Genomic DNA, 12,586 nt, shown 5'->3' with positions numbered 1-12,586 from the left:
TTATCTCGCGTATATGCGTCTGCGGATCATGGCCTTGATAATTGCCGCGTCAGGCTGGGCAGGACTTGCAATGCCTATCTTGAGAACGTCTTTCCTGACCTGGCCGAAATGCACGATATTGCCTGCTGTCTGAAGAGCCGTATCCACGGTTTCTGTCATGACTCCGTCAATGGCTGTGATATAATCAGCGGTTATTGCGACTCCGTTCGCTGGAGCAGCCGCGCATGTGATGTTCCACTTGCCGTCAAGATGCCCGATCTTGCCAGTGCCACCGGCGCTGCCCGCCAGAACTCCGGGTGAGACCTCTTTGAATGTTTCTGCTCCGGCGATTATGATCAAAGTGCCTGGCTCCACAGGAACATTTGTAAGAGTTCCTGAAAATGGCGTGAGTGAACCGTTTCCTGTCGCGAGAGTCACATCATCAACCCTGACAAGCGGAACCAGCACGCCTGAAGCGTTTTCTGTGACAAGAAGGCCCGCCGGATAAACGCCATTGTTTGCTTTAAGCAAAGCAGAGAGGATAACAACCGGATCACCGCTCAGAACGATCTCTTCTGTCCTGCTTGATTCGAATACTTTTCCGTTAATGGTCATGTTTTAACTCCTACAAAGATGTCGCCCCGCTGGGGCTTTTTTCGGTTGAATTCATTTTTTACACCTTGCTCATCAGGTCATCAGGCAAAGCCTCTTCTCTCTTTCCATCACCCGGATTTGAAAATTCGTTAAGCAGCCCGTTTTCAGGCAGAGTCCCCAGGAAGTCGAAAAAATGATCCTGGAGCGATTTTTTGCCTGTGCCTTTGGATAGTTCGATTTCATCGCCTGTTTTTCCGAGCGCCAGAGCAACTGCCTCAACTGCGTCCTTGTTTGCCGGAAGGATTCTGCCCTTTGAAATCAGCTCCTCAATTTTTGTTTCAACCGCTGTTTTTGAGGCTTCATCCTTGATGGCTGAAAGCTCTGTCTCTGCCGCTTTCTTTCCGTCTTCGGCTGCGTTGGCTCTGTCTTCTGCGTCTTTTCTTGCCTTTTCCTCTTCTTCCAGTTTTTTTTTGAGTTCTTCGACTGTTGGCATGTTGGTCTCCTCTTTTGATGACATTTCTATTGTTAAAGACTCTCCCTCCGAAAATTTAACATCAGCCAGACCAGGCACGGCCGGAGGGACGGCTCCCAGAAGCCCGACATGGCGCACAGTCTTTTTGTCTGCGGCAAGAGAGATGCTGACTTTCTTGTAATGGCCATTGTTTACGAGGGTCTTGACCACCTCCGGAACGTCTTTGAATCTGGCCCTCAGAATATCGCCCTTGCGTTTAAACTCTTCTGCCCAGCCAAAAGCCGGATCAGAATCCTCAGGATGACCGAACACAAGCGGGGCCGGAGCCTTGGCAGCATCATAGCCAGCCGCTATGGCGTCCAGATCAGCCTCTGTGAATGAAACAGGCTTCCCTGATTTGGCTGTGAATGTTCCTGTTTTTAAAACTTCGATCCAGTTAGGCATTGATTTTCCTCCGCTGAGGCATTAAAATATTGTCATGAATAACCGCTTTAGACCGTGACAACTGGAAAGCCGTTCTGGCCAGTTGGACTTCCGGAGCAATCCGGCAGCCCCATGCGGGAGGTGAGCGCCCCGCCACGGTTTCCATTAATTGTCTCGGCATGAGGACTCGAAAATCGGCCTGGCGAGTCGGGATCCATCCTTGAAGGATGCTCCAATGGAGGGAATGGTCGTCCTCCCGTGCTGAGACATCTCATAGAGTTACCTTCTTGTAGCGTGGATGGTTTTCAATATTATGGCTTTCAACCAAACCAGCCGTAGTAACGTGATTTGCAACTCCTTTGCCGACCTTCCTGTCTGTCCTGATAATCACTTTCACCAGTTCATCTCCTGATCGTACCCAGGTCATGATTACCGCCGGATCTTCCTGATCCAGATACCATTCAGCGGTTGCGAACCTGTCCGCAAGCTCGGCCACTTCATCCGGTGTAATGGCTTTGCCTCTTGCCTTTTTTGTTTCCCTGACAAGATGGGTGACTGCATGATCATCGATCACAACCAGAGCCAGCTGTGGCTGCTTTTCCATGCTGCTGCATACTTTGATTGGCAGATTGGCCATGGGATAAACTTCGCCTTTCGGCTGCATGGATTCGATGACTCCTGCCACCCATTCTTTGTATCCCTGCTTCATTCGTTCACCCTCTGCCCAGGCAAGGGTCTGAAGGCTTTCAAGGTCTTCCTGTTTCAAATGCTTTTTGAGGCGCTTGAAGCACGAGGACTCTGAAAAATCCATCCAGTCATCAGGGCAGGCTCTTTCCAGAAACTTTTCAAGAAACCTCTGTTTCAGGGTCGCCGGATACTTTGAAAGATCAGGCTGATAATGCGCCTTTCCCGGATGAAAATTAAATCCAGGATCAGGCACAAGCGGCCTTGCTGGCATTTTCCTTCCTGTCTTAGGATCAACCGGCTCGATAAGTCCTGGCGTGCCTGATTGAATCTCAAGGCCTTTTCGTTTGGCCTGGCCTTCACTCAGCGTCCTGACCGTGCATCTGCATCTGTAGCCGTTGGGAGGATAAAAGCTGTCCCAGAACGGATCGTCATGACGGTAGACCTGTCCATTAAGCGCAAGATGTACCGGTCTTGTCCTTCTGTCTGACACGGCGCTGTACTGCCATAAGGGCATGTCGTCCGTGACCTGTGACATCTGCTTGAAGCGTCCTACCTGAAAGGCTGTCTGGACATTGGTTCGGAAGACGTTGTCCACCCGCCATGCTGACTTGCCAGTCCATCCTTTCTGCTCCCACAGATCAGTATGCTGTTTTTTCCATGCTCCGAATGACTGACCTTCGCTGATTGCCTTGCCAAGGCTCCTGTAAAGATCCATAACCGTGTCCATGTTCGACACGCCTGAAACTGCAAAGGCATTGACCTTTTGTTCGTTCCACAGCTCTTTGAACTCAGCCGGTTTCATGGGAACCTTGGATTCCCAGAAAGCAATGGCTTCCTTGAATGGAAGAGCGCCAAGTGTCATGATTCACTTCCTGCGGTAAAACGTCCCCACAGATCAGCCGCAGCCATTGCCCTGGTAAGAACATCTTCCATTCCTTCAGCTCCCATGAGTTCAGGAAGCACCTGTTCAAGCCTTGCTTCCAGATCCTCAAAGGATTCTGCCTGGCTTATTATTTCTGATATTGCCTTTGCTATTTCGTGGGCATCAGCAGCTTCCGGAATGAGTCCGTCCAGCATTTCATCGATAGCGACCTGGTCGGGATCGGTCTGGTCAGGGTCGCCTGGTTCCTGGAACCCCGCGCCCTCATTTTTTGTCGAAAAATCGGAACCCGGTTCTTTTGAAGGCTTTTCTTCTTTTGCTGGCTTCTCTTCAACAGGAGCCCCGACTTCAATTTCATCATCTTTGTAGCCGTAGTTGCGGACATAATAGACCTTGGTGAACTTTGCCCCTGTCTTTGATACGGCCTCATCTATCTTTGCCCTTGACTCGTAATCCTCAGGATCTATGTATTTGAAAGTTGGAGACAGAGTTCCTTCAGGAGCGTTTATCTTTGTGTAAATCCAGGCCAGTTCCTGCCAGAAGGTTATGATCAGGTGCTCATCAGCCTCCCTGAAATCGCCTAGAGCCTCAAAGCTGGTTTTTGATTCAGCGAATGTGCCAGTCTTGCCGCCTTCATTGGTTATGGACTGGCCGTGCAGAACTCTTGCTATGGCCGTGTCGCACATGCGGATCAGATCTGAGTGAATGTTTCCGCCCTTGTTGTCCAGAGTATGAATATCGACTTCAGTATCCCCTGAAACAACAGCCACGGCATTCTGAACCATTGCGGTAAGCTGCGACACTGCGTCTTTTCTGGCCGTTTTATCTCCGTTCACCTTGCCTATTACCCATGGAATGCCGAATCTTTCGCAAAGAATTGTCCAGAACCTGATCCCGCCTTTTTTGATGGCTACTGGCCACAGGCATCTTGATAAAAGCCTGAGGCCATAAGGATTGACCGCGTCATGAAAGTGCCTTGCCATAACCAGCTTGCCGAACTGGATTGACTCATACTCGTTGTTCCGGAGCACAGGCCTGTGGAAACCATCGAACCCGAACCATTCCGCAGGTCTTGGCCTGACTTCCTTAAGCCTGAGGCTTCCGCCAGATGGCTCCCAGATGAGTTCGGCAAAGGCCGTTCCGTAATACGGAGCGTCAAGTATCTGGCTCATGATGTTGTACAGATCCACATTCTCCAGATCCTTTTCCAGCGCCTCGCAGACACGGACAGCTTCCGGAGTTGCCTCCTGGCCTTTTTTCGTTCCTGGAGTGAAGGCAAAGTCACGTTTTCTGAGTGTTCCAAGCTTTCGGTTCTGAATGCATGAAAGCACCTTGTCGTCTGATGTAAGCTCCCTTAAAACCTTGATTCCGTCTCCGGTTTTTTGAAGCACAGGATCCGGATCAGGCAGAATGCCGAGCCAGGAATAAGGATCAAAGCCGCCTAAAATGCCTGAGCCGTTAAGCTCGCTTAAAAGTGCCGATCGTTCATTGCCCTTGCCCGAAAAAGAAATAAACTCTGTGGGGCTTACCCATATGCCTTCAGTCATTATACCCCCTCAGCCAAGCAGCGGATTCAAGCGGCATGGCGCACATGACCTCAACGCCAGCGAACTTTCCTGAGTGTTTTTCAACAAGGGACAGTAGCATCTCAAGCGCATCAGGGCCGTCGTCATGATCCGCCATAGGAAACTTGATGAGCTGGTCAATTAGCGTCCTCATGTTGGGCTTGAACCTTATCCATCCGTTCTTGATCCATGGCTGGAGCCTCTGGATTCTCATGATCTTGTCTCCGGACTGCGGTATTTCCACTACGTTGAGCGTCTGCCCGCGCTCGTGCGCTATCTTCTCCAGTGTGTCCTTGAAGAACTGCTGAAATTGAACAGTCTCGACCCCTGCCATGTGGATCTTAAGGCGGTCGTGATAGGTCAGGACGTCGTCTATGATTCTGTCAGGATGACGTTTTTCTATGTCCGCCATCTCCAGGTAAAGCACCTTGTCTTTAAATCTGCCCCCCAGAATCGCGGAAGGGTCGCTTTTTCGGCTTTTCTTACCCAAAGAGGGATCAACGGCGGCATAAAGCGGAAGTCCGCTTAAAATCGATTTCAGACCATTTTCAGAACTATCGAGTAAATCTTCAGGCCAATAGGCTATCCATTCCTCCTGAAATAGGCAGTCGTCAGGATTGATTGGCTCGTTCTGCTTCTCGGAATCGAAATGAGCTGGGCCGTCGCTGACCCTCATTTTCATGAGGTAGTAGTAAGGCTCTTCCTCTGGCCACAGAACCTCGGCTCCTTCGAGCATCTCTTCCATGTGCTCTTTGAAATAGGCGTCTGCCTTGGCTTCTGCCTCTTCCTTTTCGAGCCTCGCATCAGTGAAAATGCTTATCCATTCGTCCCATAGCTTGCTCTTTGACCAGCTTATGACAGACTTGAATTTGCGGCCTTTCCAGCCAGGCTTTTTAAGAAGCTTTGAAAGCAGGCTGTCGTAATGCAGAATTGTCCCTACGACTATGTAGACTGTATAAGGCTTTCCTATCTTCATGAGTGCTCGGAAAAACCATTGTTCGAGCTTTGCCCTCTGATCCGGGGACACAACCGATTCGTCGTTTTCAAGGTCGTCACCAATCACAAGATCAGGACGTCTGGCTCCGTGCCTCAGGCCCCTCAACTTCTGCCCGGCACCCCTTGCAGCCATGCGCACGCCGTTCGCCGTGACGATATTATCTGTACGCCAGATCGAGCCTTCCCCGCATATTTCAGGAAAATCCTGTTTCAGACGTTCGTTGAATTCGAGTTCCGTTTTTATGAAAGCCAGGAAGTCAAAGGCCTGGGTTGCCGTATCTGACACAAGAACTATGAAACGCCTGTATCCGAAGGCTGTGCACCACAACGGAAGTATTAACGTTCCTGTTGTGGATTTTGCGTTTCCTCGCGGAGCCGCATCAGCTTCCTTATCTCCTTCTCCTGTTTCATGGGCAGTAAGGATCATCTTAGCGAAGCGCTCATACATGTATTTATGAAGCTTCGAATTGGGTTTTTGTAGGTAGTGCGGGAAGTAGGTCTTGCCAAAGAATTCAAGATCAGAGGCGGCTCTTTTCCTTCTTTCCTCACGGGCTTTCTTTCCGTCAGGAAGAGGCGTTGCCTCCTTCAGGATAAGCTCCCTCAGGGCCTCTATCTCTTTGTTGAATTGTTTGATCTTAACCGACATGCTTCATCCTAATAAAGTTGGTAAAATCATCAAAATTGGCCGCAACAATGGCGGCGGCGTCAGGATCCGAACCTCTAAGAAACTCGATAAGCTCACGAAAGAATCTTGCGAACTCATCTACCTTGAAGGCGGCCGTTTCCTTGCGGACATCCAGGATGGTCTTTAAAACCGAGTTGTAACCATACACAGCCTGGTTATCCACCTGACCGAGAGGCAGATTCTCAAAGTAGAGCTCATACTGCTCGCGTCTCTTGAGCAGGGAATCCATGATTGATGCGTCAGATGTTGAAGCATTCCTGTCTTTCTCTGAGGCTTCGGCCCTTGCCGCCCGATCTTCCCACCCGAATTCATCACGCCATTTTGCGAGTGACTGCCGGGTTATCTCGTATCCGTGATCCTTTTCCAGAGCCTTGACAGTGTTGACTATGCTCTGACCATTTTCTCGCCAGATCCTGTATGCCAGCTCTTTTCTGTGTGCCGGAGCGTCCATTAGAACTCCTGACCCACACCGCAAACTTTGATGCGTTCATCCAGTACATCCAGGCCTTTTGCCAAAAGACGAACAAGCACAATCCCGCCCTGACGTTTGTCTATTTTCACAAGTTCCTTGTCCTCAAGGTACGCCAGATATGAATTCAACTCTTCCTCGCTTAAAGGGTATCCGAAGTTTGCCATATGTCTTCTCAGCACTATCGTGTCGAGAGGAGTCGGGTATCCCGGCTCCAGGGCCTTAAGAATCAACTGTCTTATCCGGTCGTGTTTAACTGCCTCTGGTTTCGTCATCCTGGTTCCATCCTGCTAATCCGTTGGCCCGCTATTTCGTTGGCCCGCTAATTCGTTGGTCAGTTCACGCATTTCCCTTGCAAGCACCTGAAGTCCGAGAAGAATTTCCCGATGTTCGCTATTGTCCCTTGTTATGTATTCATGAACGGCATTTTTGATATCTGACATGGATGCTGCCTGGGCCGTCATTGCATCAGCCTGGCGCTGTTGTGCGGCAATGAATTCAGCCATGCATTTCATGGCGGATCCGCCGAACCTCCAGGCAAGCACAGCCAGGCAGACCACGAGCAGGATAACGATAAAGATCGTGCCGCCCATGTCCATGGCCGTTCTTACTACTTCAAGCTCGGCTGGAGACAGACCGGATACTCCGTTCATTTAAGCCCTGCCACTGCTGCCTCTATGGCCGCGTTGATCGCTGATGAGGCTATCGCGTGACCTTGAGTTTCAAGGTCAAACTTGATTACCTCAAAAGCTTTTTGACGGGCCGCTTCCGGGCCTTCTGTCCTGTAGATCTCCAAACATTGCGGAACTGTTATTTTAGCTGATTCCGCGAGTGCAGTGGCCGAGCTGGAGAGCATTGTCTTTATAACCGGCTTGACGTAAAACCAGCAGGCGCTGAAAAAAACGGCTATTTTGTTGCCTATGGATTTGAAATTCATGTGTCCTCCGGGAAGGAGATAATTTTTGCGTAGGACGCGTGACGTCCTTCCACGCACCATTTGATAATTTTTATGGGGATGTTGTAATCCGGGGTTCTGAGGATTGAAAAAAATAGGTCTGAAAAAGATATCTCAAAAAAAAATATTACTCAGGGGTCTAAAAAAACAAAGGGAACAGACTGGCGTCCGCTCCCTTTCAAATGTTCAGAACATTTCTGTTTGCGCCCTCGGCCCGATCCTCTGAAGCATCAGCTGTTTCAATATCATTCTGGCATGAGCCTCGGAAAGATTGTATTGTCTGGCAACAAGGCCGTAATCCCGACATTTTTCGAAGTCAGCCAGCATCTGCCTGTATCTTGTCTGCCTTGTGATGCTGTCCATCTTCGGAATGTAGATCTGTGAACCTCCGCACAATTCCACAAGCTTCAAAGCGCCATCGAGGCCGACAATTTCGGCGATCTCCCGAAACTCTCCGGGCAGATCATCCAGACTCAACTCATGCTTATTTGCTTCAGGTTCCAGGGATTCACGATCCATTTACGCCTCATGAAAACGATTAAAAGTACAATTCCCACTTATTGCTTTGTTAGATTACTTTCAGTAAATTTAGGTTCTTGGCCTATATGAATGTCATCAGAATTATTTTCAAAAAGAATGGGAAGTGTTTCTTCCCACCATTTTTTTGCTGTGTGAATAGCTCCTGGCGTTGGATCTACTCCAAACCTTTCTTTGACATCAGTCTGAACACATTTTACATAATACTGATGTAGCCTGGCAGAGATAGATATCGCTCTTTTTATTTTTACCAAACCGAAAAGAGATAGTAATTTATTCATTTTATCCTTTTGAATTTATAGAAAATATAACAAGCCTAAAAACGGACGCCAAGGGTACGTCGCTTATTGTCGTTAGATTTCAGAAATGGTCATGTCAGTTTCATCAAAATCAAGATTGTCAACACGCAACAGTTTAAAGCCGAAAGATCCATCCATTTTTGGCCATCCTTCAATTCCGCCATTGCTTGTGTCCCAGTCGAATTCCTCGATAATGCCTACCGTGTTATACCCTTTTTCTATCTGCAATAATAAGCAGGTGCGGGTTAACATCTTCAATACTGCATTCAGCACGCTCCCTTCTTGGCGTACTCGATCTTCAGCTCCAATCCAGAAATCGTTAATCTCTTTCAACTTTTCTTCAGTAGCGATGTCATGGTCGATCTCAACGCGAACCTCGGCTTTCCAATCGTAATCAATTTTGTATTTTTTAATCATGTTCGTCTCCAATAAACCTACCAAAGCAAAGGCACTCTGAGTCGTGCCTCGCATGATTTTTGCCTGATTGATGCGGAACGCACCCTAACCGATATACCTATCCATCAACCCCTTATCGAGCTTCATTTTGACCTGCTCGGCTGCCTCGGCCTTTGTGATCACACCATCCTTGTTCCAGTCCAGACCCTTGTTTTGAATATACCTTTTGGGCGCAGCGGGATCATCTCTCCTGAAAAGAACATGGTCTATTGGCTTTCCGATGGCGGAAGGCCAAAGTATGGCCATGTAAACGTCTTCCAGAGTGTTCAAGCGGCCCTTATGTGGCTCGAAATATTTTTTGACATAGTCCAGCTGCTTTTCAGCGGTCATAGCCCCTAAGGCCTCTACAGTCGTTTTAAGAGCTATCGCTGTCTTTGACATAAACTGAATCAACCCTACAGCTCCGCTTCCTGCCGCGTTTTTGATTGAAGGCGAGAATGTTTCAGCCGATTCGAATGCTATACAGGCCATGAGCCAGTCGGGATTAGTGACGAGCATCAGGGCGATTTCAAGAATCCTTATCTTAAACTGAACGCTGACCTTCTTGCACCAGGCTGTGGGTCTTTTGATGTCTATGGTCATTATACGCCTTCCTTTTCTTGGTATCTTGTCCGCTGTTCTTCGATTACGTTATTAAACCACTTCATTCCGGCCTCGAACAGTTCTTCTATTGTTTCTCCATAGATCCACTGAGTTCTATAACGTCCCCAGGAGTATTCCGCATGTTCACCTGAATCAGATGTATAAAATATCCTGACAGGCGTTGCGAATTCTGCCACAAAGCCCTGTTTTTCCTCTGATAAATAATCAAATACCATTTCCTTGTCTTGAGATTGCCATTCATCAGCAAACCAATCAGGAATCTCACCAAAGATAGATTTGAATTCTTCAAGCCCTTCATCAAAATCTTGAATCATTGTTTCAACAAATTCTTCAAAGCAATCAGAGGCCTTAAAATCCATATAAACCGATGGTATAAAAAACATTTTTTTAATTCTTAACGATATTTCAGGGAACATACGAGCAGCTGTTTTTGTATCCATAATGCCTCCCGTTATTCGATTGTTTTCAAGCGTTTCAATCGTTGTCGTGTATTTTTCTCATCACGTTTTAAAGCTTTCAATTCGGCTTCCAGTTTCTCGATTTCTTTTCTTAGTGCGTCCCTCGTAGACATAAGATTTCTGTCTCTACAGGCCCATTCATAAAGATAATCGAACGGATCAATTATCTGACCGCAGATGCGGCATTCAAGTTGCCTTGACTGCTCGCACACAAAAACGTGAGGGTGCTGGCAAAATCTCTCTCTGCGCTTGGGCTCCAATGGCAATTGGGGCTTGTCTATTGACCGAAAATCACTGAATTGAATAACGTCCATTATCATTTATCCCAATACCCAAGCCTCACAAGCGCAGGCACTTTGAAATCCTTGTACTCGGCTGGCAGATGCTCTGATATGAACTCACACATGGCAGTATCCACAAAATCCATCAGCCACCAGTCCTTGCCGTGTTCCTTCTTCATGCCGTTGCTGATCAGCTTCTTGAGGCCTTCTATGGCTCTGTAAACGTCTTCACAGGTCTTGACCGTCTCAATACCGAGAAACTTCTTCATCCACTTTTCGCACCCATTTTCGACCCTCCATTTGACAAGACCGGCCAGAGCGTTGAACTTTTCAAGCTCCGCAGGGCTTGCCAACACAACCACGTTCTGACCAGGCTTTCTTGGCATTTTTATTTTGCCTGCTGGCCTTTTTAGATATCTGCGCTTGTCGGTCTTGATCACGAATCCCTTTTTGACAAATTCATCAAGGAGTTCGTCTGCCTCGCTGAAAGTAAGCTCAGTGGATGATTTCTTTTGATAACGATTCTGAAGCATTGATCTGTAGTCAGTCTCATCAATGCCGATCTGATTTCTTGCAAGCGCAATCAGCTGTCTTTGTTTTGTGCTTGATGCCTTGATTTCCGCAGGTTTCATGAGTTCCTCCATTGATTGTCGGGTTACGAGCAAAGGACGCTCTAACCCGACCTACACTTTTAAAGACTACAAACCCGCCATATCCAGTGATATCGGCTCCCACCTGTCATCATCACCGACCCGCTCATACAGCCTGACATATGCTTTTGTGCCTGCGATTTGCATTGAGTCCGTTATCGCAAGCATTGCCTGCCTCCACTTTGGATGGTCAATACTGATGCTTTTCAGACCCAGTATTCTGCCTGTCGAAACCCTGCCTTCGGCATCTGTCTTGAATGCGTGCTCCACCAGAGCCTTTATTTCCACTCTTGCTCCGTCAGTCCATTCGTGGATGCATTCATCAATCAGACTTTTCGCCACCTGGAGCCTTTCATCGAAAATGATGTACTCGCTCATGGATCTTTGAACGCGGTATCTGCCGTCAAAGCTGGTCAGGAGTACGTTTCCTTTTTTGCCGCCCAGGTTAGCGCCGTATTTTTCGGCAGACAGCTCAACAAATGCCTGGATATCTCCCATCGCGCTGCCTTTGAATTCCGTCATTACTGACTGAACTATCTTGGCACGCGCCACCAGATCCATCACAAGCTCGTTTCTTGCCTTATCTATGTCTGATATTGTCTCAACCGGAACAAGATGCCCCAGGCTGTTCTGCATGTATCCTTCGGGTATTGCTTTTGAATTAATTTCCAGCATTTTTAATCTCCATTCATGTGATAGTTTTATAAACAATACTTCTTAGGCAGCAAGAATCTCACGTGCGAAATGTTCAGGTTTATTTGCATCGATCCAGGCAATTGCATGATTTTTTGAACTCCACCACAAAGCCACAAGAATACCGGAGGAGTAAGCATCTGGTGACTCGTGCCAACGGCCTTGCATAGCCTTGTTCTCCGGAGCTTTTTCTACAATGTCCATAACCGCTTCTGCTTCTTGCTGCCAAAGTCCATGATCTTGTAACTTTTTACTGACAGCTGCCCGTATGCTTTGCATAATCAATCTCCTTAATATCTACCGAGTGCCTGATAAAGCGCCGTGCCTTCTCAAAGTTCTTTTGATATCAACCAGTTTTCTTATGGAATTCGATATATGGCTCCTCCAGCTATCTTTGTCGTCAGGCTCCATAAGCGTGGATTTCAATCTATTGAATACCTCGTTCAATCCGCTGTTTATACCGGCGGTAAGGTTGTCCGGAGTGTTTTCAGATCCGTGCAACTCCATACGCATGATATCCGCCAGATCCTCACAGATCAGAAGTATATGAGTTGCTGTATCTTCAGATATAGTTCCAATCGTAGGAATAACAGTAACCTCCGCTATAAGCGCTCTTGCCAGATGAATTATCCTTTCAGTACGCATTCTCATCTGTATCCCTCCTGTGATCAGTTATATTGTCTTTTGATAACTTTCCTTGCCATCAGCCCGCGTCCATTATCCAGTGCTAACCACACCCTGGAATCATCACGCGGATCATACCCCACAGCCACATGCTCTCCTTCAAGATCCTTCATTCGTTTATCAGCGTAGATTTTCCCCATTACCCTGACTTCTCCCTTCCAGATTCTGTGTTTGATGATCCTGGCCTTCATTGAAATCCCCCTTGGCCCCCTTTGAAAGG

Annotated in this window: 20 protein-coding genes; all 20 read right to left on the bottom strand. The window is 47.8% G+C overall.

Annotated features, from left to right (window positions below):
- Entirely contained in the window at positions 1-594 is a 594-nt protein-coding gene (locus K245_RS0104995) for a hypothetical protein (protein WP_027358419.1), read from the bottom strand.
- Positions 595-652: 58 nt separating this feature from the next.
- Complete coding sequence (locus K245_RS26355; protein WP_051283886.1) at positions 653-1,489, bottom strand: phage protease; 837 nt, start codon at positions 1,487-1,489, stop codon at positions 653-655.
- Between the two features lie 250 nt (positions 1,490-1,739).
- Complete coding sequence (locus K245_RS26350) at positions 1,740-3,017, bottom strand: phage head morphogenesis protein (protein WP_051283885.1); 1,278 nt, start codon at positions 3,015-3,017, stop codon at positions 1,740-1,742.
- Positions 3,014-4,582 (bottom strand): phage portal protein family protein, encoded by a 1,569-nt coding sequence (locus K245_RS0104980; protein ID WP_027358418.1) that lies wholly within the window; start codon positions 4,580-4,582, stop codon positions 3,014-3,016. The genes K245_RS26350 and K245_RS0104980 overlap by 4 nt, the downstream gene beginning before the upstream one ends.
- Positions 4,575-6,242 carry a phage terminase large subunit gene (gene terL, locus K245_RS23130; protein WP_051283884.1) on the bottom strand — a complete coding sequence of 556 codons (1,668 nt, stop codon included), beginning with the start codon at positions 6,240-6,242 and terminating at the stop codon, positions 4,575-4,577. Before terL ends, K245_RS0104980 begins: the two co-directional genes overlap by 8 nt.
- Positions 6,232-6,732: a hypothetical protein gene (locus K245_RS0104970; RefSeq protein ID WP_027358417.1), complete on the bottom strand. Its 501-nt coding sequence runs from the start codon at positions 6,730-6,732 to the stop codon at positions 6,232-6,234. Before K245_RS0104970 ends, terL begins: the two co-directional genes overlap by 11 nt.
- Positions 6,732-7,025 carry a hypothetical protein gene (locus K245_RS0104965; RefSeq protein WP_027358416.1) on the bottom strand — a complete coding sequence of 98 codons (294 nt, stop codon included), beginning with the start codon at positions 7,023-7,025 and terminating at the stop codon, positions 6,732-6,734. Before K245_RS0104965 ends, K245_RS0104970 begins: the two co-directional genes overlap by 1 nt.
- A 15-nt stretch (positions 7,026-7,040) precedes the next feature.
- Positions 7,041-7,403, bottom strand: a complete 363-nt coding sequence (locus K245_RS0104960; RefSeq protein WP_027358415.1) for a hypothetical protein — start codon at positions 7,401-7,403, stop codon at positions 7,041-7,043.
- Positions 7,400-7,687 (bottom strand): hypothetical protein, encoded by a 288-nt coding sequence (locus K245_RS0104955; protein ID WP_027358414.1) that lies wholly within the window; start codon positions 7,685-7,687, stop codon positions 7,400-7,402. Before K245_RS0104955 ends, K245_RS0104960 begins: the two co-directional genes overlap by 4 nt.
- A 204-nt stretch (positions 7,688-7,891) precedes the next feature.
- Positions 7,892-8,224 (bottom strand): Mor transcription activator family protein, encoded by a 333-nt coding sequence (locus tag K245_RS0104950; RefSeq protein WP_027358413.1) that lies wholly within the window; start codon positions 8,222-8,224, stop codon positions 7,892-7,894.
- A 38-nt stretch (positions 8,225-8,262) separates the two neighbouring features.
- Complete coding sequence (locus K245_RS0104945) at positions 8,263-8,523, bottom strand: hypothetical protein (protein WP_027358412.1); 261 nt, start codon at positions 8,521-8,523, stop codon at positions 8,263-8,265.
- Positions 8,524-8,595: 72 nt separating this feature from the next.
- Positions 8,596-8,958: a DUF2528 family protein gene (locus K245_RS0104940; RefSeq protein ID WP_035276512.1), complete on the bottom strand. Its 363-nt coding sequence runs from the start codon at positions 8,956-8,958 to the stop codon at positions 8,596-8,598.
- Between the two features lie 84 nt (positions 8,959-9,042).
- Positions 9,043-9,579: a transglycosylase SLT domain-containing protein gene (locus tag K245_RS23125; RefSeq protein WP_051283883.1), complete on the bottom strand. Its 537-nt coding sequence runs from the start codon at positions 9,577-9,579 to the stop codon at positions 9,043-9,045.
- Positions 9,579-10,040 (bottom strand): hypothetical protein, encoded by a 462-nt coding sequence (locus K245_RS0104930; RefSeq protein WP_027358410.1) that lies wholly within the window; start codon positions 10,038-10,040, stop codon positions 9,579-9,581. The genes K245_RS23125 and K245_RS0104930 overlap by 1 nt, the downstream gene beginning before the upstream one ends.
- A gap of 11 nt (positions 10,041-10,051) precedes the next feature.
- Positions 10,052-10,372, bottom strand: a complete 321-nt coding sequence (locus K245_RS0104925; RefSeq protein WP_156906701.1) for a hypothetical protein — start codon at positions 10,370-10,372, stop codon at positions 10,052-10,054.
- Positions 10,373-10,374: 2 nt separating this feature from the next.
- Positions 10,375-10,971 carry a phage protein GemA/Gp16 family protein gene (locus K245_RS26345; RefSeq protein ID WP_051283882.1) on the bottom strand — a complete coding sequence of 199 codons (597 nt, stop codon included), beginning with the start codon at positions 10,969-10,971 and terminating at the stop codon, positions 10,375-10,377.
- A gap of 66 nt (positions 10,972-11,037) precedes the next feature.
- Positions 11,038-11,664: a DUF3164 family protein gene (locus K245_RS0104915; protein WP_035276492.1), complete on the bottom strand. Its 627-nt coding sequence runs from the start codon at positions 11,662-11,664 to the stop codon at positions 11,038-11,040.
- Between the two features lie 42 nt (positions 11,665-11,706).
- Positions 11,707-11,961, bottom strand: a complete 255-nt coding sequence (locus K245_RS0104910) for a hypothetical protein (protein WP_027358407.1) — start codon at positions 11,959-11,961, stop codon at positions 11,707-11,709.
- A gap of 18 nt (positions 11,962-11,979) precedes the next feature.
- Positions 11,980-12,333, bottom strand: a complete 354-nt coding sequence (locus K245_RS0104905; protein ID WP_027358406.1) for a hypothetical protein — start codon at positions 12,331-12,333, stop codon at positions 11,980-11,982.
- A gap of 17 nt (positions 12,334-12,350) precedes the next feature.
- Positions 12,351-12,557, bottom strand: coding sequence for a Mu transposase C-terminal domain-containing protein (locus K245_RS0104900; RefSeq protein WP_027358405.1), 207 nt, complete (start codon positions 12,555-12,557; stop codon positions 12,351-12,353).
- Positions 12,558-12,586 lie beyond the last annotated feature (29 nt).

Origin of the sequence: Desulforegula conservatrix Mb1Pa (assembly GCF_000426225.1) — a bacterium.
In the GTDB taxonomy this organism is placed as follows: domain Bacteria; phylum Desulfobacterota; class Desulfobacteria; order Desulfobacterales; family Desulforegulaceae; genus Desulforegula; species Desulforegula conservatrix.
Note: the sequence above shows the minus strand (reverse complement) of the source record. Positions and strands in the feature narration are given on the sequence as shown.

What these genes read in the sequence shown, in the direction of transcription:
- K245_RS0104930 (WP_027358410.1), bottom strand. Translation starts at nt 10,040, where the DNA reads ATGGATACAAAAACAGCTGCTCGTATGTTCCCTGAAATATCGTTAAGA.
- K245_RS0104965 (WP_027358416.1), bottom strand. Translation starts at nt 7,025, where the DNA reads ATGACGAAACCAGAGGCAGTTAAACACGACCGGATAAGACAGTTGATT.
- K245_RS0104970 (WP_027358417.1), bottom strand. Translation starts at nt 6,732, where the DNA reads ATGGACGCTCCGGCACACAGAAAAGAGCTGGCATACAGGATCTGGCGA.
- K245_RS0104995 (WP_027358419.1), bottom strand. Translation starts at nt 594, where the DNA reads ATGACCATTAACGGAAAAGTATTCGAATCAAGCAGGACAGAAGAGATC.
- K245_RS0104925 (WP_156906701.1), bottom strand. Translation starts at nt 10,372, where the DNA reads ATGGACGTTATTCAATTCAGTGATTTTCGGTCAATAGACAAGCCCCAA.
- K245_RS26345 (WP_051283882.1), bottom strand. Translation starts at nt 10,971, where the DNA reads ATGAAACCTGCGGAAATCAAGGCATCAAGCACAAAACAAAGACAGCTG.
- K245_RS0104945 (WP_027358412.1), bottom strand. Translation starts at nt 8,523, where the DNA reads ATGAATAAATTACTATCTCTTTTCGGTTTGGTAAAAATAAAAAGAGCG.
- K245_RS0104950 (WP_027358413.1), bottom strand. Translation starts at nt 8,224, where the DNA reads ATGGATCGTGAATCCCTGGAACCTGAAGCAAATAAGCATGAGTTGAGT.
- K245_RS0104910 (WP_027358407.1), bottom strand. Translation starts at nt 11,961, where the DNA reads ATGCAAAGCATACGGGCAGCTGTCAGTAAAAAGTTACAAGATCATGGA.
- K245_RS0104915 (WP_035276492.1), bottom strand. Translation starts at nt 11,664, where the DNA reads ATGCTGGAAATTAATTCAAAAGCAATACCCGAAGGATACATGCAGAAC.
- K245_RS26350 (WP_051283885.1), bottom strand. Translation starts at nt 3,017, where the DNA reads ATGACACTTGGCGCTCTTCCATTCAAGGAAGCCATTGCTTTCTGGGAA.
- K245_RS0104905 (WP_027358406.1), bottom strand. Translation starts at nt 12,333, where the DNA reads ATGAGAATGCGTACTGAAAGGATAATTCATCTGGCAAGAGCGCTTATA.
- K245_RS0104900 (WP_027358405.1), bottom strand. Translation starts at nt 12,557, where the DNA reads ATGAAGGCCAGGATCATCAAACACAGAATCTGGAAGGGAGAAGTCAGG.
- K245_RS23125 (WP_051283883.1), bottom strand. Translation starts at nt 9,579, where the DNA reads ATGACCATAGACATCAAAAGACCCACAGCCTGGTGCAAGAAGGTCAGC.
- K245_RS0104960 (WP_027358415.1), bottom strand. Translation starts at nt 7,403, where the DNA reads ATGAACGGAGTATCCGGTCTGTCTCCAGCCGAGCTTGAAGTAGTAAGA.
- K245_RS0104955 (WP_027358414.1), bottom strand. Translation starts at nt 7,687, where the DNA reads ATGAATTTCAAATCCATAGGCAACAAAATAGCCGTTTTTTTCAGCGCC.
- terL (WP_051283884.1), bottom strand. Translation starts at nt 6,242, where the DNA reads ATGTCGGTTAAGATCAAACAATTCAACAAAGAGATAGAGGCCCTGAGG.
- K245_RS0104940 (WP_035276512.1), bottom strand. Translation starts at nt 8,958, where the DNA reads ATGATTAAAAAATACAAAATTGATTACGATTGGAAAGCCGAGGTTCGC.
- K245_RS26355 (WP_051283886.1), bottom strand. Translation starts at nt 1,489, where the DNA reads ATGCCTAACTGGATCGAAGTTTTAAAAACAGGAACATTCACAGCCAAA.
- K245_RS0104980 (WP_027358418.1), bottom strand. Translation starts at nt 4,582, where the DNA reads ATGACTGAAGGCATATGGGTAAGCCCCACAGAGTTTATTTCTTTTTCG.